Source organism: Sinisalibacter aestuarii, from assembly GCF_027923545.1.
Lineage (GTDB): Bacteria > Pseudomonadota > Alphaproteobacteria > Rhodobacterales > Rhodobacteraceae > Sinisalibacter > Sinisalibacter aestuarii.
Window position 1 is genome coordinate 79,661 of record NZ_BROH01000006.1, and the last position, 20,616, is coordinate 100,276.

Genomic DNA, 20,616 nt, shown 5'->3' on the forward strand with positions numbered 1-20,616 from the left:
CGCGGATCGCGGGCGCCTTACCCCCGCATCGCCCGGCACAAATCCGGGCGATGCCGTTTCGCTCACAGCGCAGGCCATCTGTTCCATGACACCCCACCGCTTTGTCCGGCCGGGCCGGAAAAATCGTTGCCGCAGAAGCCGCACGAGCCACCCGGCGCGCGGCATTCGCCTTGCCCAAACGGCGCGGCGCTGTCAGGGTTGAGCGCATGGAGTGGCTGACCGAGACCAAGATCCCCGTAGGCAAGACCGCGCGCACCGTCTTCGACTGGCTGCAGGATGTGGGCGGCCCATTCTTCGACTGGGTGTCGTGGGTCATGGAAATGCTGATCAACGGCATTCTCTGGGTGCTGCAATCGCCGCCGCCGCTGCTCGTCGTCGCCGTCTTCATCGGCCTCACCTGGGTGCTGCAGCGCAACTGGAAAACGGCGCTGCTGGTGCTCGCCGGCTTTCTCTTCATTCTCAACCAGGGCTATTGGGAAGAAACCACCGAAAGCCTCACCCTCGTTCTGTCCGCCGCCTTCGTCTGCATGAGCCTCGGCGTGCCGATCGGCATCGCCGCCGCGCACCGGCCCCGGCTCTTTACCTGGATGCGCCCGGTGCTCGATCTGATGCAGACCCTGCCCACCTTCGTCTACCTGATCCCGGCCATCGTCTTCTTCGGCATCGGCATGGTGCCGGGGCTGCTGGCCACGGTGATCTTCGTGCTGCCCGCGCCGATCCGGCTCACCCATCTGGGGATCAGCCGCACCCCGATCGCGCTCAAGGAAGCCGCCGAAGCCTTCGGCGCGACAAAGCGGCAATTGCTCTACAAGGTCGAGCTTCCCTACGCCATGCCGCAGATCATGACCGGGCTGAACCAGACCATCATGCTTTCGCTCTCGATGGTGGTGATCGCCGCGCTGGTCGGCGCCGACGGGCTCGGCGTGCCGGTGATCCGGGCGCTCAACTCGGTCAACACCGCGCTCGGCTTCGAGAGCGGCTTCGTCATCGTCGTCGTCGCCATCCTGCTCGACAGGATGCTGCGGGTGGAGCGCCGATGAGCGGCACGATCCACGGCAAGTGCCATTGCGGCGCGGTGCAATTCGAGGTCGCCCTCAGCGACGGGATCGAAACGGCGCGCCGCTGCACCTGCTCGCTCTGCGCCCGGCGCGGCGCGGTGGCGGTCTCGGCCCCGCTCGGCGCGATCACCTATCTCACGGGCGAAGACAAGCTCACCCTCTACCAGTTCGGCACGATGACCGCCGAACACTATTTCTGCTCCGCCTGCGGCATCTACACCCATCATCGCCGGCGCTCGAACCCGAACGAGATCGGCGTGAACCTCGCCTGTCTCGACGGCCAAAGCCCCTTCCTGCCCGAAGTGCTGGTCAATGACGGGGTCAACCACCCCACCGATACCGGCCAGTCCCGCCTCGCGGGCCGGCTGCTGTTCATCCCGGCGGAGGACAAGGCATGAATGCCGTGGAATTCGACCGGGTTTCGATCGTCTTCGGCGACAAGCCCGCCGCCGCGCTGCCGCTGATGGACGAGGGCAAGGATCGCGCCAGCGTGCAGGAAGCCACCGGCCAGGTGCTCGGCGTGCATGATTGCAGCCTGTCGGTGGGCAAAGGCGAGATTCTCGTTCTGATGGGCCTGTCCGGCTCGGGCAAATCCACCCTTCTGCGCGCGGTGAACGGGCTGAACCCGGTGGTGCGGGGCCAGGTCACCATTCATGACGGCGACTGGACGGGCGAAGTCGTGGGCGCCTCGCAGGCCGACCTTTTGCGGATCCGGCGCGAATGCGTCGCGATGGTGTTTCAGCAATTCGGCCTGCTGCCCTGGCGCAGCGTGCGCGACAATGTCGGCCTCGGGCTCGAGCTGGGCGGCATGTCGAAGGCCGAGCGCCGGGCCAAGGTCGACGACCAGCTTGCCCTTGTCGGCCTCACCGACTGGGCCGACCGCATGGTATCCGAATTGTCGGGCGGGATGCAGCAGCGCGTCGGCCTGGCGCGTGCCTTCACCACCGATGCGCCGATCCTGCTGATGGACGAGCCCTTTTCGGCGCTAGACCCGCTGATCCGCACCCGGTTGCAGGACGAGCTGATCGAGCTGCAGAAAACACTGAAGCGCACCATCATCTTCGTCAGCCACGACCTCGACGAAGCCTTCAAGCTCGGCGACCGGATCGCGATCATGGAGGGCGGGCGGATCGTGCAGGTGGGCACCCCGCGCGAGATCTTCACCGCGCCCGCCGACGATTACGTGTCGGATTTCGTCGCCCATATGAACCCGCTCGGCGTGCTCACCGCGCGCGACGTGATGGGCCCGCCCGGCGGCGTCGCCTTCGCCGAGGTCACGCCCACCACCCCGGTGCGCGATGTGATGACGCTGCTGGCGCGCGAGGCCGAAGTGGTGGCGGTGATCGAAAACGGCCAGCCGGTCGGCCGGATCACCCGCGACATGGTGCTCGCCCGCCTGCTCGACCCGCGCGGCTAGCCGTGGGCGGAATCCGCCTCGGTTACGTTAGCGCTATCGTCAATAAAACCAATAACCTGCACTCATGTGCAAGCTCGCCCATCATTGCCGTGGCTCGCCCATCGCCGGCGTCACCCGCCGCTTCAGCACCGCCTCGCGCCAGGCGATGAAGCTCACCGCGCTGATGATGATCGCGCCCCCGAAGATCACCCAGTGATCCGCCGGCTCGCCAAAAAACAGCGCCCCGATCACCACCGACCAGACAAGCTGGAGAAAGGTCACCGGCTGCGTCACCGCCATCGGCGCCGAGGCGAAAGCGAGCGTCATCGTATAATGCCCCGCCGTCGCGAAGGCCGCGACGCCGAACAGCCAGAAAAGCTCGGTCGGCGTCGGCGTCACCCAGTTCGCGGCGGCAAAGGGCGCCAGCCCGATCGTCACGGTGATCGACAGCATCGCCACCACCACCACCGGCTTCACCCGCGCCGCGAGACGGCCCGCGATCAGGTAGGAGGCGGCAAAGAGCAAGGCCGTTCCGATCATCGCGTAATGCCCCGGCTCGATGGTCCGGAAGCCCGGCCGCAGGATGATCAGCCCCCCCACCAGCGCCGCGACGATGGCGATGAACCGGCGCGCCGCGATCCGCTCGCCAAAGAGCAGCGCCGCGCCGAGCGTGACATAGACCGGGTTCATGAAGTTCAGCGCCGTCACCTCCGCCATCGGGATATGCGCCATCGCGTAGAACCACAGGATCACCCCAAGCGCATGCGCCGCGCCGCGCAGCGAGAACAGCCCGATCATGCGCCGGTCGAGCCGGGCCGCGAACAGTGGCCTCAGCATCGGCACAAGGAAGACGAGACCGAGGAAATACCGCAGAAAGGCGGTTTCGGCGGCGGGGATGCGCCCGCCCACATGTTTGACCAGCGCCGTCACCATGACGAAGCAAAGCCCGGTCACCAGCATCCAGAGGACGCCGACGAGCGGGCGGTTTGCCTGTGCGGTCTGCGTCGTCTCAGCCATGCGCCGTTGTGGCCCGAACCGGGGGGCAGACGCAAGCGGATCGCCACGTCGACGCGCCGGATTTTGTGCGCGCCGCGTGGCATGCTAGGATGCCGGGGCACAGGATCGACGCGGAGAGCCCCATGACCGACCATCACGCAAGCTGCGCCTGCGGCAAGGTGCAGATCGCCTTTATCGGCGCGCCGGTCGCGGTGCTTTCGTGCTGCTGCGATGATTGCCAGCGCGCCGCCGCCGCGCTCGAGGCGCTGCCCGGCGCGCCCGGCTATACCGAGCCCTGCGGCGGCAGCCCGGTGGCGCTGTATCACCGCAAGGCGATGAAGGTGATCTCGGGCGGCGACCAGTTGGAGCCGCACAAGCTGCACCCCGGCTCCCCCACCAGCCGGATGGTGGCGCGCTGCTGCAATTCGGCGATGCATATCGGCTTCGACAAGGGTCCGTTCTGGGTGACGGCCTTCCTCGCCCGCATGGGCCGGACCGCGCCGGAGCCCGCCTACCGGATCCAGACCAAGTTTCTCCCCGAACCGCCACCGGGCGACATGCCGAATTACCCGACGTTCCCGAAAAGCCTGATGGGCCGGATCGCCTGGGCCGGGCTCACCGGGCTCCTGCGCCGCCCGGCCTGAAACGAAACGGCCCCGCACTGAGGCGGGGCCGGTCGGAAATGCTGTCGCGCAAGGATCAGCCGAGCTGGTCCATCACCTCGTCGGTGGCCTCGAAGTTCGAATAGACGTTCTGCACGTCGTCATCGTCTTCGAGCGCGTCGATCAGCTTCATCAGCTTCTGCATGTCCTCGAGCCCGAGTTCGGTCGTGGTCGAAGGCTTCCAGATCAGCTTGGCGCTGTCGCTCTCGCCCAGAGCCGCATCCATCGCCGCCGAAACCTCGTTGAGGTCGGTATCGGCGCAATAGACGATATGGCCCTCTTCCGAGCTCTCCACGTCTTCGGCCCCCGCTTCCAGAGCGGCTTCGAACACCGTGTCATGGTCGCCCACCGAGGCGGCATAGGTGATCTCGCCCTTGCGCTCGAACATGAAGCCGACCGAGCCGGTCTCGCCCAGGTTGCCGCCGTTCTTGGCGAAGGTCGAGCGCACGTTCGAGGCGGTGCGGTTGCGGTTGTCGGTCATCGCCTCGACGATGATCGCCACGCCGTTCGGGCCATAGCCCTCATAGCGGATCTCGTCGTAATTCTCCGCATCGCCGCCCATCGACTTCTTGATCGCGCGGTCGATCACGTCTTTCGGCACCGACTGGCTCTTGGCTTCCTTCACCGCAAGCCGCAGGCGCGGGTTCTTGTCGGGGTCGGGGTCGCCCATCTTGGCGGCGACGGTGATTTCCTTCGCCAGTTTGGAAAAGAGTTTCGACCGCGCGGCGTCCTGCCGCCCCTTGCGGTGCTGAATGTTCGCCCATTTTGAATGGCCGGCCATGAAATGCTCCGAGCTTTGTTCCGGTTTCGCGCCGCTATATCGCAAGCCCCCCACATCCGGCAAGCCCGCCACCTTCTCTGTTCGCAAAATACCTCGGGGGTGCGGGGGCTGGCCCCCGCTCCGAAACCCGCCAACCTATGCCCGCTCATCCTTCGGCGAGCCCATCACCACATGGGTGGTGAGCTGGCGCACGCCTTCGACCACGCCGAGCTTGTCGGTATGGAAGCGTTTATAGGCGGCAAGGTCTTCCGTCTCGATCCGCAGAAGGTATTCCACGCTGCCGGTGATGTTGTGGCACTCGCGCACCTCGTCCAGCCCGGCCACGGCGCTTTCGAACCGCACCTGCCCTTCCTTCGAATGATCCGAAAGCCCGACCGTCAGATAGGCGACGAAGCCCTTGCCCATCGCCTGCGGATCGAGCACCGCGCGGTAGCCCGCGATCACGCCCCGACGCTCCAGCTCCTGCACGCGGCGCAGGCAGGCGGAGGGCGAGAGGCCGACGCGGTCGGCAAGCTGGGTGTTGGGCAGGCGCCCGTCGCGGGTGAGTTCGCGCAATATACGGCGGTCAATCTCATCCAACCTAGTCATTCATTGCCCCAAAATCCGCATTTATCACCATATTCGCAATCCCGTTCGGCAGAAAACCTGCAATCATTGCGTCATGTCAACGGATCTCTTCCTCGCCCTGCTCGGCTTTGCCACGGTCACCCTGTTCACTCCCGGGCCGAACAACCTGATGCTGATGGCCTCGGGCACGAATTTCGGCTTCGGCCGGACGGTGCCGCATATGCTGGGCGTGGCGCTGGGATTCGGGGCGATGGTCTTTCTCGTCGGGCTCGGGCTGATGGGGCTGTTCGAACGGCTGCCGCAGCTCGAAACCGTGCTGAAATTCGCCGCCATCGCCTATCTCGGCTGGCTCGCGTGGAAAATCGCCCATGCCGCCGCGCCCGATGCCGGGGGCGACGATGGCGCCAGACCGCTGACCTTCTGGCAGGCCGCCGCCTTCCAGTGGGTCAATCCCAAGGGCTGGTCGATGGCGCTGACGGCTGTCGCCGCCTATGCGCCCGACCGAAGCTTTGCCACGATCGTCATCGTCGCGCTCGCTTTCCTCACGATCGGCCTGCCCTCGTCCGGGCTCTGGGCGCTGATGGGGCGCGAATTTCGGCGGCTGCTGACCAATCCGCGCCGCCTGACATTGTTCAACTGGACGATGGCCGCGCTGCTGATCGCCTCGCTCTATCCCGTTCTCTTTGCGTGATCGGGCCGGGCGGGGTATCCCTGCCCCATGACCAGTGAGCAAATCATCCTTTTCAGCCTGTTCGCCGCCGTCTTCGGCCTGCTCCTCTGGGGCCGCTTCCGCTACGATCTCGTCGCCTTCACCGCGCTCATGGTGGCGGTGGTGCTGGGCGTGGTCGACACCAAGCATGCCTTCGACGGGTTCGGCCATTCGGCCACGCTGATCGTGGCGCTGGTGCTGATCGTCTCGGCGGGGCTGGTGCGCTCGGGCGCGGTATTCCTGATCACCCGCACGATGGTGAACGCGCAGCGCGGCCTCGGGGCGCATATCGCGATCATGGGGGTGATCGGCGGCGCGCTCTCGGCCTTCATGAACAATGTGGCGGCGCTGGCGCTGCTGATGCCGGTCGACATCCAGACCGCGCGCAAGGCGGGCCGCGCGGCGGGGTTGACGCTGATGCCGCTCAGCTTCGCCACCATCCTCGGCGGCATGGCCACGCTGATCGGCACGCCGCCCAACATCATCATCTCGTCGATCCGCGAAGACAGCCTGGGCGAGCCGTTCCACATGTTCGATTTCGCCCCGGTTGGGGCGCTCACCGCCACTGCCGGGTTGATTTTCGTGGCCCTGATCGGCTGGCGGCTGATCCCGCAGCCCGAGAGCGGCGGGGCCGACAGCACCCCGATGGACGAATATTCCGATTACGTGGCCGAGTTGGTGGTGCCGAAGGGGTCTAAGCTGATCGGTAGCCGGGTGCAGGAGCTCTACGACACCGCCGAGAAGAACGATGTGGCGATCCTCGGCCTGATCCGCGACGGCGCGCGGCGCTACGGCACCTCGCGCACCACGAAACTGCAGGCGCAGGACACGCTGGTGATCGAGGCCACGCCGGAGGCGCTGGACGAGTTCCGCGCCGCGCTGAAGCTGGAGGTGGCCGACGAGACCCGCGCCGAACGGCTGCGCGCCGAGGGCGAGGGGTTGTCGAAGATCGAGGTGGTGGTCACCGAGGAAGCCCGGATCAATGGCAAGACGGCGCAGGCCATCGGCCTCAACTGGCGCCGGCGGGCGGTGCTGCTGGGCATTTCGCGCGGCGGCAAGCCGTTCCGCAGCGCGGTGCGCAAGACCCCGGCACGCCCCGGCGACATTCTGCTCCTGCTGGTGCCCACCGGCGCCGAGGCGGAGGTGACCGAATGGCTCGGCTGCCTGCCGCTGGCGCAGCGCGGGCTGTCGGTCACGCAGGAGGGCAAGGTGTGGTGGGCCATCGGCATGTTCGCCGCCGCCGTCGCCGCCGCCTCGTTCGGGCTGGTTTACCTGCCGGTCGCGCTCGGGCTGGTGGTGGTGGGCTTCGTGCTGGCCAGGATCCTGCCGATCCGCGAGCTATACGATCACGTCGAATGGCCGGTGGTGGTGCTGCTCGGCTCGATGATCCCGCTCGGCAATGCGCTGGAAACCTCGGGCGGCACAGAGCTGATCGCCTCGGGGCTGGTGAACGTCACCCAGGGCCTGCCCGCCTGGGCGGTGCTGACGGTGATCATGGTGGTGACGATGACGCTGTCGGACGTGCTCAACAACACCGCCACCGCCATCGTCGCCGCGCCCATCGGGATCGAGATGGCGGGCAAACTCGGCGCCGACCCCGACCCGTTCCTGATGGCCGTGGCGGTGGCCGCCTCCTGCGCCTTCCTCACGCCGATCGGACACAAGAACAACACCCTGATCCTCGGGCCGGGGAGCTACCGCTTCGGCGATTACTGGCGGATGGGACTGCCGCTGGAAATCCTCGTGGTGGCGGTGTCGATCCCGCTGATCCTGCTGTTCTGGCCGTTGTGAGAGGGACGGCGTTTCGAAACGCCGTGGGAACGCCTTTCGAAAGGCGTTCTGCGTCTCAGTCTTCGCCGAACGGGTCCGGGCGCTTGTGGTCCGCCAGCCAATCCTTGCAGATATCGACAAGCATGGTCTTCCAGTTGTCCGGCGTCAGCCCCTCCACATGGCCCTGTTCGCCACTGGCCTCGACCTCTCGGATTGCGTGTTTGAGCTGGTAGAAGATCAGCAGCGACGGCGTTTCGTGGTCGAACCAGAGCCGCGAGACGAGCTTGAGCGAGTGGAAGTCCTCGCCGCCCGAGGCAACGATATCCTCGACATGGCCATAGGCGAGCCACTCGGTCGCCTCGTCCTGGCTGCCGGGCGATGCCAGCCCCTGCTCGCGGGCGATCTGGCCGACGAGATCGACGATCTGCGACCAGTAGAAGGGCGGCTGCAGCGCCGTCAGCGCCCAGATTCCGTCGGAATACCGCTCGCCATCGACCATCGACCAGCCCCAGGCCACGGCCTGCTCGGCCATTTCGATGGTGAGGGCGCGCAGCGCGAGGATGTCGGCCGTCTTGCGGCGCAGGTCATGTGCCATGGAAAACCTCTGATTGCCTCGCCGTCACTTGGGGCCGGGCCGCCGCCCCGGCAATGCGGCGGTTTGGCGCGTTGCGGTCACGGATAAAGCGGCCAGAGCATCGGGATCACCAGCGAGATCATCACGCTCATTGACAGGTTCAGCGGAATGCCCACCTTCATGAAATCGGTGAACTTGTAGCCGCCGGGGCCATAGACCATCATGTTGGTCTGGTAGCCGATCGGCGTGGCGAAACTGGCCGAGGCGGCAAACATCACCGCGATCACCAGCGGCCGGGCATCGACGCCGAGCGCCGCGGCAAGCCCGATGGCGATGGGCGTCATCACCACCGCCACCGCATTGTTCGAGACCAGCTCGGTCAGCACCGTCGTCAGAAGGTAGACCGAGAAGACGATCAGGAAGGGCGGCATCGTGGTGAGCCAAGGCGCAACCGCCCCGGCGATCATCTCGACCGCGCCGGAACTGTCGAGCGCCGCCCCCACCGCGAGCATCGAAAAGATCAGCGCGAGCAGCCGCCCGTCGACGAAGGAAAACGCCTCTTCCGCGTCAATCGCGCGGGTGAGAAGCACCACCGCCACCGCCACCACCGAGAGCGCGAGGATCGGCGCCAGCCCGAGCCCGGCCAGCGCCACGATCCCCACCAGGGCGCCGATGGCAATGGGGGCGTGGCCGCGCCGGAATGCCTGCGCCGCCGGCTTGGCGACATCGACGAGATTCATATCGGCGGCGAGGCGCTGGATATCCTCCGGCGCGCCTTCGAGCAGCAGCGTATCGCCCACGCGCACGATGATGCCGTCAAGCTGGGTGCCGAAATTCTGGTTCCGCCGATGCACCGCCAGCGGGTAAACGCCGTAGCGGCGGCGCAGGCGCAGCTTGCCCAGCGTCGAGCCGACCATGCGGCAATCGGGGCCGATCAGGGTTTCGACAGTGGTGGTTTCCACCGCGCTCACCTGGTCGACCCGCTTGAGGCTCTTGTCGCGCTGGAGCGAGAGCAGTTCGGTGATCTGGGTGCGCAGCACCACCCGATCGCCGACCTGCAAGGTTACCCCCTTGAGGTTGCGCCGCAGCGATTCATCGCCCCGGATCACGTCGATGAGGCGCACGCCCTCGCGCTTGAAGAGCTGCACGCCCTCTACTTCGCGGCCGATCAGGTTGCTCTCTGGCGGGATCACCGCCTCGGTAAAGAACTTCTTGCGCGCCCGGTCGGTGAGCAGCGCCGCCATCGAGCTGCGCTCGGGCAGCAGGTGGCGGCCGAACAGCGCGAGGTAGATCATCCCCCAGGCCACCGCGATCAGCCCCAGCGGGGTGATCTCGAAGATCGAGAAGGGTTCGAGCCCGTTGGCCCGCGCCACACCGTCGACGAGCAGGTTGGTCGAGGTGCCGATCAGCGTGAGCGTGCCGCCGATGATCGCCGCATAGCTCAGCGGGATCAGCACCTTCGACGGGGCAAGCCCCACCTGCCGGGCCATCTGGCTGAAGATCGGCAGCATCATCACCACGACGGGCGTATTGTTGACGAAGGCCGAGGCGACGATCACGAAGACCATGAGCACGGCGAAGGCCACGATCGGGCGCGAGCCCGCCTGCCGGGTGGCGATCTGGGTGAACCAGTCGAGTGCGCCGGTGCGCACCAGCGCCCCCATGACGATGAACATCGCCGCGATGGTCCATGGCGCGGGGTTGGAAAAGACCGTCAGCGCCGCATCGTAGGGCAGCACGCCGGTCACCAGCAGCACCGCCGCGCCGGTGATCGTGACCACCTCCGCCGGAAAGCTCTCGCGCAGGAACATCAGAAACATCGCAACCACCACGCCGATGGTGATAAAGGCGTCGGTCGTCTGCGAAAATTCAAATATGTCCATGGGTTGACCCTCGCTTTCGCCGCATATTTGCCGGGCTTCCCCGGCGGCGGCAAGGGCCTGCATCTGCGGCGATATGCGCGGGTCGCGTTTTGCCTAGACCTGCGGCCCGGACGCCTGCAACCGCCCGCCATCGCGCACCATCTCGATGCGGGTGGCCTTGCCGCTGCGGTCATCCGTCTCGACATAGAGGCCCGACAGGGTCGCCTCGCCCAGCCCCGGCTCGAACCGGCCCTTGGTCATGCCGGTGACGAAGCGGCGCAGCGGCTCGGACTTTTCCATGCCGATGACGGTATCGTAATCGCCGCACATGCCGGCATCGGTGAGATAGGCGGTGCCGCCGGGCAGGATCATCGCGTCGCCGGTGGGCACATGGGTATGGGTGCCCACCACCACGCTGGCGCGACCGTCGAGGAAATGGCCCATCGCCATCTTTTCGCTGGTCGCCTCGCAATGCACATCCACCAGCACCGCCTGCGCCTGTCCGCCGAGCGGATAGGGCTTCAGCGCCGCCTCGATGGTGCCGAAGGGATCGTCGAAGGCGCGCTTCATGAACACCTGGCCCAGCACCTGCGCCACCACGATCTTGCGCCCGCGCGCATCGGAAAACACCCGCACCCCCTGCCCCGGCGCACCCTTGGCGTAATTCAGCGGGCGGATGATGCGCGGCTCCTGGGTGCAGAAGCTCAGCATCTCCTTCTGGTCGAAGGCATGGTCGCCCAGGGTGACCACATCGGCCCCCGCTTCGAAGAAGCTCCTGGCATGGGCGGCGGTCAGCCCCATGCCGCCGGTGGCGTTCTCGCCGTTGACGACGACGAAATCGAGCTTCCAGCGCGCGCGCAGGCCGGGAAGGCGGTCGGTGATCGCCTTGCGCCCGGCACGGCCCACCACATCTCCGAGAAACAGGATCTTCATGGGGGTTCCCTAGGAGGATTGACCGGCGGGTGCAAGCGGCGCGCGCCCGTGGCGGCGGTAGACCTCGATCATCCAGCCCAGCATGACCGCGTTCAGGATATGCCACAGGAAATGCGTGCCCAGCGGCAGCGCGGCGCAGAGCGGCTCATCCAGCGTGCGGAAGGTGAGCGAGAGCACGAGCAGCCCGGCGCCGATGGCGAGGCCCCGCGCGGTGGCGGGGGCGCGGTGGCGCAGGATCACCGCATAGGCCGCGATCAGCACCGGCACCGGCGCATAGCCAGCCGAACTGCCGAGGCCCGGGACGAGGGCGAAGAGCGGTACGGTGGCGGCGGCATAGGGGAAGAAGCCGAGCACGGCGGCAGCGGCCCAGAACGGGCGGGCGCCGAGGTAATCGCGCGTCGCGGCGTAGATATAGGCGAGGATGAAGAGCAGGATCGGAAGGGTGTCGGCCAGACCCGCCCAACGTTCGGCGAATGTATGAAACAGGAAAGAACCGATGCCGATCAGGGCGAGAATCGCGGTCAGAATGTTGGCTAAAGGCAAGTGCGCCCCGCGCAGCCGCCAGGCCATGATGGCCGCCGCGATCAGGAAGGCGGCATTGGTTGCGGCATTCACCGGCTCGGCCCAGAAGCCCGGATCGAGCCGCTCGCAATAACCGTCGACGGCGGTGGTCCAACTCCCTTCCATCGGCTTACCCTCGTGCTACCATGACCCCGACAGAAAGGGAGACCCCATATGAAAATCACCTGGCTCGGCCACGCAAGCTTCCGCCTCGAAATCGAAGATGCGGTGATCCTGCTCGACCCGTGGCTCGAAGGCAACCCGATGTTGCCGCCGGAGCGTCATGACGAGGCGATCGCCGGGGCCACCCATGTGCTCGTCACCCATGGCCATTCGGACCATGCCAAGGACGCGCCGGCGATCTGCGAAAAGCTCGGCATCCCGGCGGTGGGGATCTACGACCTCACCCAATGGTGGGCCTCGCGCTACGATTTCGAGACCCTGGGCTTCAACAAGGGCGGCACGGTGAAGCTCGGCAACGTGGCGGTGACGATGGTCAACGCTACCCATTCCTCGGCGATGGCCTCAGCCAACGGGCCGGTCTATACCGGCACCGAATCGGGCTACATGATCGCCGGCGAGGGCCATGTGATCTACGCCACCGGCGACACCGACATCATGGCCGACATGGAATGGATGGGTGAGGTGCACCAGCCCGATATCGGGCTGTTCTGCGCCGGCGGTCACTTCACCATGGACATGGCGCGGGCCTCCTACGCGGCGCAGAAATACTTCAACCTCCGCACCCTGATCCCCTGCCATTACCGCACCTTCCCGCTGCTGGAGCAATCGGCGGCGCTGATGAAGGAGGTGCTGACCGGGGTCGATGTGATCGAGCCGGAGGTGCTTCAGCCGATCGAGATCTGAGCTAGCCGCCGCCACCCGCAAGCTGGCCGATTCCGCCTTCGAGGATACGTTCGAAGCCCACCGGGCTTGCCATGCCCGGCGCGTGGAACGGGTTTGAGAAGGCGATGATGAAATAGATGATCAGCCCGGAATAGGATGCGAAGATCGACAGGAGCAGGATGTTGAGCCGGGTCGGCTCGAAGGTGAAATAGGCCGCCGAGGTCAGCACCACGCCCACCAGCGCGGCAATCAGGAACAACGGTTCGGCACCATGGAAGGCCGCCGTTTCGCGGGTTCGCCGCAGGCTGGAGATTTCGCGGATATTGCGCAGGATATTGTCGCGCAGCACCTCGTGGCGGGGCGTGTCGCCGTGCAGCGTGAGCGCGCCCTCATAGGCGGCGTTCCAATGCGCCCAGGCGGCGGAATCGAGCTGGCGCTCATCGGCCAGCAGCCGCCATTCCACATCCGTCACCTGCCGGGCGTAATGGGCGAGCGCGGTGCGGATCTGCAGCGTCGTCTCGCGGTCGTAGCGTTCGAGATCGTAGAAGGTATCGGCCACCAGCCGGGCCTCGTGCGAGGCGGCATTGTCGGCCTCGGTCTCGTTGGCGATCTCCTGCGCGAAGACGAGGGCCAGGATCAGCCCGTGCAACGCGCTCACCCGAAAGATCACCGACCCGGCCAGCTCGCGCCGCTCGCTGTCGCCGTGATGGCCGAAGATCGCCCGCATCCCGAGATAGGAGCCAAGCGCCAGTGCGATGGTCGCGGCCACGAAGGCGAGCGCCGAAAAGATCGCCGGCAGCGACAGCAGGAGCGAAACCATCAGCCAATCCCCTTGTATCCCCGGCGCATTTGGCCCGCCCGCACGGCGCTCCGTCAAGGGGTTTGGCGGTCAGTCCGCGCGTTTGCCGGCGAAGAAGGTCTTCAGCAACGCCTCCGCCGCCTCAGCGCCGATCCCGTCATAGAGCTCGGGCACATGGTGGCATTGCGGGTGGGCGAAGACCCGCGCGCCATGTGCCGTGCCGCCGGATTTCGGATCGCCCGCGCCATAATAGAGCCGGCGGATCCGGGCGAAGCTGATCGCGCCGGCGCACATCGGGCATGGCTCCAGCGTGACGTAAAGGTCGTGCCCGGTCAGGCGTTCGCTGCCGAGCGCGGCGCAGGCGGCGCGGATCGCCAGCATCTCGGCATGGGCGGTGGGATCGTTCAACTCGCGGGTGCGGTTGCCGGCAGCGGCAATCACCGCGCCCGCGGGCGAGACGACGACGGCGCCCACCGGCACCTCGCCCCGGTCGCCCGCCGCGCGCGCCTCGTCCAGCGCCCGGTCCATGTAGGAGGTGAAGCTCATGCCCTCTCATGCCCTGTGCCTGCGCGCTGGACAAGCCCGCAGCGCAGCCATAGGGAGGAGCCATGAGCACCGAAACACCCACCGGAACGCCGAAAGGCGAACGCATTGCCAAGTTTCTCTCGCGCGCGGGCCTCGCCTCGCGGCGCGATGCAGAGCGCATGATCGAGGCAGGCCGGGTTGCGGTGAACGGCAAGGTGCTCGACAGCCCCGCCTTCAACGTGACCGAAGCCGACAAGGTCACGCTCGATGGCAAGGAGGTGGGGGCGCCGGAGCCTGCCCGGCTCTGGCTCTACCACAAGCCTGCGGGTCTGGTGACCACGGCGAAGGACGAGAAGGGCCGCGATACGGTGTTCGACGCCCTGCCCGACACCCTGCCGCGGGTGATGAGCGTGGGCCGGCTCGACCTCACCTCAGAAGGTCTGCTGCTGCTCACCAACGATGGCGGGCTGAAGCGGCGGCTGGAACTGCCCTCGACCGGCTGGGTGCGCAAATACCGCGTTCGCCTGCACGGCACGCCGAAGGATGAGGATTTCGCCCCGGTGCGCGAGGGGATCGTGATCGACCGGGAACGGTTTCAGCCAATGGGCGTCACGCTCGACCGGCAGCAGGGCAAGAATGCCTGGGTGACGGTGAGCCTGCGCGAAGGCAAGAACCGCGAAATCCGGCGCACGATGGAGGCGCTCGGCTTTACGGTGAACCGGCTGATCCGGGTGAGCTACGGGCCGTTCCGCCTGGGCGATCTGAAGCCCGGCGAGGTGGAAGAGGTGCGCCCGCGCGTGCTGCGCGACCAGCTCGGCATCGGCGAGGAGCCGGGGCCGCAGGCGCAGCCGAAGAAAAAGCCCATGCGCCGCCGCTAGCCGGGGCCGCCGCGCAAGCGCGGCTAGCGGCAGTAGGCCCCGCCGCGATAGCGCGCGGTATCCAGATGCAGGTGGTTCTGGTGGTAGCGGTCCGAATTCGGGCCCAGCACCGTTCCGAAGGGGCCACAGGCCGATTTGTGCATCGCCTTGATGATCTTGCCGTATGTGTTGCTTTTCCAGTGGTCGAGCACGGTCAGCGTGGTGCCATCGTTGAGTGTGATACCGCCGATATCGACGGCATGGCCGAAGCTGTGCTCCGACAGGCGCGCGCCGGGCTGGTTGTTGCGGCCGCGGCAGGAATAATGCGCGATGATGTTGATCCGGGCGACGCCGCCGCCCTTGCGCCCCACTGCCGGGATCACGCCCTCGCGCACCCAGGTGTTGAGCGCCTTGGCGGTGGTGCAGTCGATGGTGGGCTGCTGCGCCAGTGCGATCCCCGAAACGGAGGTGACGCGCACCGGCTGATCCACCCCGCACGCCCCCCGGCCCGGGATCGGCGCCAGCGCCTGGCCCTTGATCTCCGGCACACCGCAGACCGAACCGGCCCGGCTGGTGGCGCGCGGCGGTGTGATCGCGGCGACGAGACGGGCAAAGCCGCCGGGCCGCCGCTCGGGCCGTAGCGACCGCGCCACGGCCAGCGCGCTGGCGCCGGTCAGCGACGGCGCGGCAGCGGCGGGGGCCGGCACGCCGACAATGTTCTGCAACAGCGCGGTGATCGGATCCTGCACCGTGGCGCGGACCGGGGCCGCACCGGGCAAAGCGGGCTGGGCCGGCGCCGCCCGCACCACCGCAAGGCGCGGGCGCGGCAGGGGCCGCAAAGAGCGCTGCGGCGCATGGGCGGAGGTGCCGAGCGCGGCCGAGGTTACCGTGGCCAGCACCGCCGCTTCGATATCGGGTCGCGCGAGGGGCCGGGCCGACACATCCGGCGCTTCCGCCCGGGCCGCCTGGCCCAGCATAAGCGCAAGGAGGAGAGCGGCCCGCAGCATCATGCCTTGCGGCCGCCTGACCGCCCGAAATCCGGCGCATCGGTATCCTGACCGGCTTCGATGATGCCGCGCCGGATCGCGCGGGTGCGGGTGAAATAGTCGTGCAGCATATCGCCGTCGCCCATGCGGATGGCGCGCTGGAGCACGAAAAGCTCTTCGGTAAAGCGGCCCAGAATGTCGAGCGTGGCCTCCTTGTTGGCAAGGAACACGTCGCGCCACATCGTCGGGTCGGAGGCGGCGATACGGGTAAAATCGCGGAAACCGGCGGCGGAATACTTGATGACCTCGCTATCGGTCACCCGGCGCAGATGGTCGGCCACGCCCACCATCGTATAGGCGATGAGGTGCGGCGCATGGCTGGTGACGGCAAGTACAAGGTCATGATGGTCGGGGTCCATCTCATCGGTATTCGCGCCCAGCCCCTGCCAGAAGCGTTCGAGCCGCGCCACCGCGTCGCGGTCCGAGCCTTCGACCGGCACGATCAGGCACCAGCGGTTGTCGAACAGCGAGGCGAAGCCCGCGCGCGGGCCGGAATGCTCGGTGCCCGCCAGCGGGTGCGCGGGCACGAAATGCACGCCTTCGGGGATATGCGGCGCGACCGCGTCGACCACGGCGCGCTTGACCGAGCCCACATCCGTGACGGTGGCGCCGGGTTTCAGATGCGGGGCGATCTCTTCGGCCACCGCGCCCATGGCGCCCACCGGCACGGCGAGCACCACCAGATCGGCGCCCGCGACAGCCTCGGCCGCAGTTTCGACCACGCGGTCGACCAGGCCGATCTCGTCCGCCACGGCCCGCGTCCCGGCCGAGCGGGCGGTGCCGGTGATCTCGCCCGCAAGCCCGCCCCGGCGCATTGCATGGGCCATCGACCCGGCGATCAGCCCAAGCCCGATCAGCGCGACGCGGCCATAGATCGGCTCAGCCATCGGCCTGCGCCCCCTTGAACTGGCCGATCAGATGCGCGACCCGGCGGCAGGACGGCTCGTCGCCCACGGTGATGCGCAGGCAATGCGGCAAGCCGTAGCCCGCCACCTTGCGCACGATCACGCCTTCGGATTTCAGATGCGCATCGACCGCATCGGCCTCTTCCGCGCTGGCGAAGCGGGCCAGCACGAAATTGGCCGACGAGGTATCGGACGGCACGCCGTGCTCGGCCAGCGCATGGGCGAGCCAGTTGCGCAGGCGGATATTGTCGTCGCGGCAGCGATTCACGTGATCCTGATCGCGCATCGCGGCCTCGCCGGCGGCAAGCTGCACGGTGGACAGGTTGAACGGATTGCGCAGCCGGTTCAGCACGCCGATGATCTCTCGCGAAGCATAGCCCCAGCCAAGACGCAGGCCGCCCAGCCCGTAGATCTTCGAGAATGTCCGCGTCATCACCACATTCGGAAACCTGTCGACCAGCGATGCCCCGCCATCGAACCCCTCGACGAACTCGGCATAGGCCCCATCCAATACCAGCACCACCTCCGGCGGCAAAGCCGAGGCGAGCCGGGCAAGCTCCTTCTTGCCGACCATCGTGCCGGTCGGATTGGCCGGGTTGGCGATGAAGACAAGCCGGGTGCGCCCGGTCACACCCGCCAGGATCGCATCCACATCCACCACCCGCTCGCGCTCGGGCACGATCACCGGCGCGGCGCCGACGCCATGGGCGATGATCGGATACATCGAGAAGCCGTGCTCGGTGATGATCACCTCATCGCCGGGGCCGGCATAGGCCTGGGCGATCAGGATCAGGATCTCGTCGGAGCCGACGCCGCAGATGATGCGGTCGGGCGCCAGCCCGTGCACCTCGCCGATGGCGGTGCGCAGCGGGAGGTGATCGGTCGGGGGGTAGCGGTGCAGCTCATGGGTGGCGCGGGTCAGCGCCTCGATCGCCTTCGGCGAGGGCCCCCACGGGTTTTCGTTCGACGACAGCTTGATGACGTTTTCAATGCCATCGACCTTGGAGCTCCCACTGACGTAGAGCTCGATCTCCATGATGCCGGGCTGCGGCGTTGGTCCGTTTGACATGTCTTCCCCCGAAAGTCCCGCTTCTCATAGCCGGGCCGGGGGCGAAAGGCGAGACCTTAGACTCGCGCCAACATGTTGGAAAAAGGGGCGCGCCGAAGCCCGCCCCTGCTGTGTTCCGGCTGGTTCGCGCGGGGTCAGGCCGCGATCGGCTGCTGCACTTTCTGTTCGGGGCCGCCGGTGGCCATATTGGTGCCGAGATAGGGCATGCCGCTCGATTTCCAGTTGGCGAAGCCACCCTCAAGATGGGCGATCTTGCCGTAGCCCGCATTCATGCACAGCTCGGCGGCCTTGCGCGAGCGCATCCCCGAGCCGCAATAGAGCACCACATGCTTGCCAAGGCCCGCCGGAAGCGAGGCGCTGGCGAGATGGCTGAGCGGCGCGAGCAGCGCGCCCTCGACGCTTTCGAACATGTATTCCGGCGCGGTGCGCACGTCGATCAGCACGATCTCCTTCTTCGACAACCCGTCATAGACCTCGGCGGGGGTCCAGGTTTCGAGCAGCTTGCCGTTGATATCTTCCACTTGCATTCGTTTCTCCTGTTCGCTGGCGGGCGCCTGGCCCTCGTCTCCGGGTGCCGGGGTTCCGACACTTATGCAGATTTTTGAATATATAGGACAGCACCCGGCTTCGCCAAGCCCCGAAATGCCACGAAAACGAAAAGGGCCGCCCGGATGGGCGGCCCTTCGCAAAGTGCGGCGCGGACGTTTAGTTCTGCGCGTAATATTCGATGACGAGGTTCGGTTCCATGTGGACCGCGTAGGGCACGTCGGCGAGGCCGGGGGTGCGCACGAAGGTGGCGGTCATCTTGGAGTGGTCGGCCTCGATGTAATCCGGCACGTCACGCTCGGGAAGCTGCACGGCTTCGAGCAGCACGGCCATCTGCTTGGACTTGTCGCGGACCTCGATCACGTCGCCCTCTTTCACACGGTAGGAGGGGATGTTGACGCGCTGGCCGTTCACCTTGACATGGCCGTGGTTCACGAACTGGCGGGCGGCGAAGACGGTCGGCACGAACTTGGCGCGGTAGACCACGGCGTCAAGGCGGCGCTCCAGCAGGCCGATCAGATTTTCACCCGTATCGCCTTTCAGACGCTCGGCTTCGGCATAGATGCGGCGGAACTGCTTCTCGGTCAGGTCGCCGTAATAGCCTTTCAGCTTCTGCTTGGCGCGCAGCTGAAGGCCGAAATCCGACATCTTGCCCTTGCGGCGCTGGCCGTGCTGGCCGGGGCCGTATTCGCGGCGGTTGACCGGGGATTTCGGACGGCCCCAGATGTTTTCGCCCATCCGGCGGTCGATTTTGTACTTGGCAGACGTGCGTTTGGTCACGGCTGATCTCCTCTATAGTTTGCTCCGCAACTTGATCCGAAAACCGGTTCCCACTTTTCGGGTTGCGGACGCGGGCGACCTCAACCGTCTGTCTGAACCGCCCCGAACGCATCGCGGCTATGAAGGGCGTTGTCCTCTTGGCCGAAGCCATGACAGGCATCCCCTCGCGGGGGCCACCAACACCAATGAAGCCGCGCTTATAGCCCCGGAATGCCGGGAGTCAACGGCTTTCGCCGCCCTCAGACATATGGCGCCCGCAAAATCGCCGCCTCGGCCCGGCTGAGCGGGCGGCGGGCATGGTCGCCGTAAGACATCGGATTCTGCCCAAGCTCCGGCATCATCCGAACGAGGCGGTCGCGCTGCCATGGCTCGACGCTGTCGAGCGCCTCGCCGGCGGGGTGGAAGCTTTCGGTTTCCAGCCCGTTGGCAAAGACCACCTCATGACGCGGCAGGAGCAGGTGCACATAGGTGACCTCGGCCAGCATGAGATCGCGCACCACATAGCGGTCGTCGACCAGATCGCGCGCGGTCACCAGCACCTCGTCGGTGTTGAACAGCGCGCGCGCCTTGTCTCCCGTCACCAGCATCCGGTGCGACGGCGAGACGATCAGGTCTTCTTCCGGCCGGTCGATCCCCAGCGCGCCCGCGCGCAGCCGGATCGGGCGCAGCTCGGGCATGGCGTAGAGCCGCGCGCCGGAGATGCGCTTTTCGCCTTTCCAGAGCACCTCCTGCAAGCCGTTATCCTTGGTCTGGATACGGTCGCCCTCTTCGATCTCCTCGACCGGCACGGCACCATCCTCGGTGCGGATCATCGTGCCGGGGGTGAAGCAGATCACGCCACTGGGCTGGTCGGTCTGGCGGTGGGTCTCGGCGGCCTCCATCTGCGCGCGCACCACCCACAGATCGGTGTCGGGCGGCGGCACCACATCGGCGAACAGGATAAGCGGCGCGGCACCCCGGCCCAGCTCCACCAACATCACCGTATAGGCGCGGAAACCGTCGGTCACGTCGAAGCCAAGCTGAAACACCGGGTCGTCGAAGCGGTAATCCGCCCCGCCCGCGCCACCCGTCTGCAAGCCGATGGCCCGCCCGATGAACTTGCGTGCCTTGCGCGCCACGCGCGCGTGAAAGTCTGCCTCTCCAACCGGATCGCAGAGCCGCAGCAAATCCTGCGGCCCGTCGACGCGCAATGCCTCGCCGTGCCAGCGCCAGCTTGCGCCCACACCCAAAGACCCGCGCGGCGCGGCCGGAAGGCCGTCGACCTCGGTCTGATCCCATGAGATGACAAACGTGCCCTGAGAGCCCGCTATCATGCCTGTAAACCTGCCGTTTTCTTTTTTATTCCTAAAACGGTAGCACGCGGAGTTCAGGTTG

Annotated in this window: 23 protein-coding genes; 8 read left to right on the forward strand and 15 right to left on the reverse strand. The window is 66.8% G+C overall.

Annotation, left to right across the window (positions count from 1 at the left end; genetic code table 11):
- Window positions 1-206 precede the first annotated feature (206 nt).
- From choW to choV, 3 genes are read left to right on the forward strand one after another with little or no spacing between them, the layout of a single operon-like run.
- A complete protein-coding gene (choW, locus tag QMG28_RS11255) occupies window positions 207-1,040 on the forward strand; it encodes a choline ABC transporter permease subunit (RefSeq protein ID WP_281842399.1) in 834 nt (277 codons plus the stop codon).
- Window positions 1,037-1,456: a GFA family protein gene (locus tag QMG28_RS11260; protein WP_281842400.1), complete on the forward strand. Its 420-nt coding sequence runs from the start codon at window positions 1,037-1,039 to the stop codon at window positions 1,454-1,456. Before choW ends, QMG28_RS11260 begins: the two co-directional genes overlap by 4 nt.
- Window positions 1,453-2,475 carry a choline ABC transporter ATP-binding protein gene (choV, locus tag QMG28_RS11265; protein ID WP_281842401.1) on the forward strand — a complete coding sequence of 341 codons (1,023 nt, stop codon included), beginning with the start codon at window positions 1,453-1,455 and terminating at the stop codon, window positions 2,473-2,475. The genes QMG28_RS11260 and choV overlap by 4 nt, the downstream gene beginning before the upstream one ends.
- A gap of 81 nt (window positions 2,476-2,556) precedes the next feature.
- Here choV and QMG28_RS11270 read toward each other — a convergent pair whose 3' ends face one another.
- Entirely contained in the window at window positions 2,557-3,471 is a 915-nt protein-coding gene (locus QMG28_RS11270) for a DMT family transporter (RefSeq protein WP_281842402.1), read from the reverse strand.
- Window positions 3,472-3,593: 122 nt separating this feature from the next.
- On the opposite strand from QMG28_RS11270, the gene QMG28_RS11275 reads away from it, so the two are divergent.
- Window positions 3,594-4,094, forward strand: a complete 501-nt coding sequence (locus QMG28_RS11275) for a GFA family protein (protein WP_281842403.1) — start codon at window positions 3,594-3,596, stop codon at window positions 4,092-4,094.
- A gap of 55 nt (window positions 4,095-4,149) precedes the next feature.
- Here QMG28_RS11275 and QMG28_RS11280 read toward each other — a convergent pair whose 3' ends face one another.
- The gene (locus QMG28_RS11280) at window positions 4,150-4,893 is read right to left on the reverse strand and encodes a YebC/PmpR family DNA-binding transcriptional regulator (RefSeq protein ID WP_281842404.1); all 744 of its coding nucleotides are present in this window, start codon (window positions 4,891-4,893) and stop codon (window positions 4,150-4,152) included.
- 135 nt (window positions 4,894-5,028) lie between these two features.
- Complete coding sequence (locus QMG28_RS11285; protein WP_281842405.1) at window positions 5,029-5,481, reverse strand: Lrp/AsnC family transcriptional regulator; 453 nt, start codon at window positions 5,479-5,481, stop codon at window positions 5,029-5,031.
- 73 nt (window positions 5,482-5,554) lie between these two features.
- On the opposite strand from QMG28_RS11285, the gene QMG28_RS11290 reads away from it, so the two are divergent.
- Both QMG28_RS11290 and QMG28_RS11295 read left to right on the forward strand, forming a co-directional pair.
- Window positions 5,555-6,151 carry a LysE family translocator gene (locus QMG28_RS11290; RefSeq protein ID WP_281842406.1) on the forward strand — a complete coding sequence of 199 codons (597 nt, stop codon included), beginning with the start codon at window positions 5,555-5,557 and terminating at the stop codon, window positions 6,149-6,151.
- Between the two features lie 27 nt (window positions 6,152-6,178).
- Entirely contained in the window at window positions 6,179-7,960 is a 1,782-nt protein-coding gene (locus QMG28_RS11295) for an SLC13 family permease (protein ID WP_281842407.1), read from the forward strand.
- A 55-nt stretch (window positions 7,961-8,015) separates the two neighbouring features.
- On the opposite strand, the gene QMG28_RS11300 is transcribed toward QMG28_RS11295, so the two are convergent.
- The 4 genes from QMG28_RS11300 to QMG28_RS11315 form a co-directional block, all read right to left on the reverse strand.
- Complete coding sequence (locus tag QMG28_RS11300; RefSeq protein WP_281842408.1) at window positions 8,016-8,534, reverse strand: hypothetical protein; 519 nt, start codon at window positions 8,532-8,534, stop codon at window positions 8,016-8,018.
- A gap of 77 nt (window positions 8,535-8,611) precedes the next feature.
- On the reverse strand, window positions 8,612-10,396 hold the full coding sequence (locus QMG28_RS11305; protein ID WP_281842409.1) for an SLC13 family permease: 1,785 nt from the start codon (window positions 10,394-10,396) through the stop codon (window positions 8,612-8,614).
- 93 nt (window positions 10,397-10,489) lie between these two features.
- Window positions 10,490-11,308 carry a TIGR00282 family metallophosphoesterase gene (locus tag QMG28_RS11310; RefSeq protein ID WP_281842410.1) on the reverse strand — a complete coding sequence of 273 codons (819 nt, stop codon included), beginning with the start codon at window positions 11,306-11,308 and terminating at the stop codon, window positions 10,490-10,492.
- Between the two features lie 9 nt (window positions 11,309-11,317).
- On the reverse strand, window positions 11,318-11,995 hold the full coding sequence (locus tag QMG28_RS11315; protein WP_281842411.1) for a ceramidase domain-containing protein: 678 nt from the start codon (window positions 11,993-11,995) through the stop codon (window positions 11,318-11,320).
- A gap of 48 nt (window positions 11,996-12,043) precedes the next feature.
- Here QMG28_RS11315 and QMG28_RS11320 point away from each other — a divergent pair, with 48 nt between their 5' ends.
- Window positions 12,044-12,736, forward strand: coding sequence for a metal-dependent hydrolase (locus QMG28_RS11320; RefSeq protein ID WP_281842412.1), 693 nt, complete (start codon window positions 12,044-12,046; stop codon window positions 12,734-12,736).
- 1 nt (window position 12,737) lies between these two features.
- Here the strand turns inward: QMG28_RS11320 and QMG28_RS11325 are convergent, their stop codons facing one another.
- Window positions 12,738-13,535, reverse strand: coding sequence for a bestrophin-like domain (locus QMG28_RS11325; protein ID WP_281842413.1), 798 nt, complete (start codon window positions 13,533-13,535; stop codon window positions 12,738-12,740).
- 69 nt (window positions 13,536-13,604) lie between these two features.
- Window positions 13,605-14,060, reverse strand: coding sequence for a nucleoside deaminase (locus tag QMG28_RS11330; RefSeq protein WP_281842414.1), 456 nt, complete (start codon window positions 14,058-14,060; stop codon window positions 13,605-13,607).
- A gap of 62 nt (window positions 14,061-14,122) precedes the next feature.
- Between QMG28_RS11330 and QMG28_RS11335 the strand changes: the two genes are divergently transcribed.
- Window positions 14,123-14,917 (forward strand): pseudouridine synthase, encoded by a 795-nt coding sequence (locus tag QMG28_RS11335; RefSeq protein WP_281842415.1) that lies wholly within the window; start codon window positions 14,123-14,125, stop codon window positions 14,915-14,917.
- A gap of 23 nt (window positions 14,918-14,940) precedes the next feature.
- Here the strand turns inward: QMG28_RS11335 and QMG28_RS11340 are convergent, their stop codons facing one another.
- The 6 genes from QMG28_RS11340 to QMG28_RS11365 all read right to left on the reverse strand — a co-directional run bounded on the left by QMG28_RS11340 (window position 14,941) and on the right by QMG28_RS11365 (window position 20,555).
- The gene (locus QMG28_RS11340) at window positions 14,941-15,873 is read right to left on the reverse strand and encodes an extensin-like domain-containing protein (protein WP_281842416.1); all 933 of its coding nucleotides are present in this window, start codon (window positions 15,871-15,873) and stop codon (window positions 14,941-14,943) included.
- A gap of 29 nt (window positions 15,874-15,902) precedes the next feature.
- Window positions 15,903-16,829, reverse strand: coding sequence for a prephenate/arogenate dehydrogenase family protein (locus tag QMG28_RS11345; protein ID WP_281842417.1), 927 nt, complete (start codon window positions 16,827-16,829; stop codon window positions 15,903-15,905).
- Window positions 16,822-17,916 carry a histidinol-phosphate transaminase gene (hisC, locus tag QMG28_RS11350; RefSeq protein ID WP_281842418.1) on the reverse strand — a complete coding sequence of 365 codons (1,095 nt, stop codon included), beginning with the start codon at window positions 17,914-17,916 and terminating at the stop codon, window positions 16,822-16,824. The genes QMG28_RS11345 and hisC overlap by 8 nt, the downstream gene beginning before the upstream one ends.
- Window positions 17,917-18,050: 134 nt before the next feature.
- A complete protein-coding gene (locus QMG28_RS11355) occupies window positions 18,051-18,443 on the reverse strand; it encodes a rhodanese-like domain-containing protein (protein WP_281842419.1) in 393 nt (130 codons plus the stop codon).
- A 178-nt stretch (window positions 18,444-18,621) separates the two neighbouring features.
- The gene (rpsD, locus tag QMG28_RS11360; protein WP_281842420.1) at window positions 18,622-19,242 is read right to left on the reverse strand and encodes a 30S ribosomal protein S4; all 621 of its coding nucleotides are present in this window, start codon (window positions 19,240-19,242) and stop codon (window positions 18,622-18,624) included.
- Window positions 19,243-19,481: 239 nt separating this feature from the next.
- The gene (locus QMG28_RS11365) at window positions 19,482-20,555 is read right to left on the reverse strand and encodes a Hint domain-containing protein (protein ID WP_281842421.1); all 1,074 of its coding nucleotides are present in this window, start codon (window positions 20,553-20,555) and stop codon (window positions 19,482-19,484) included.
- Window positions 20,556-20,616: the final 61 nt, after the last annotated feature.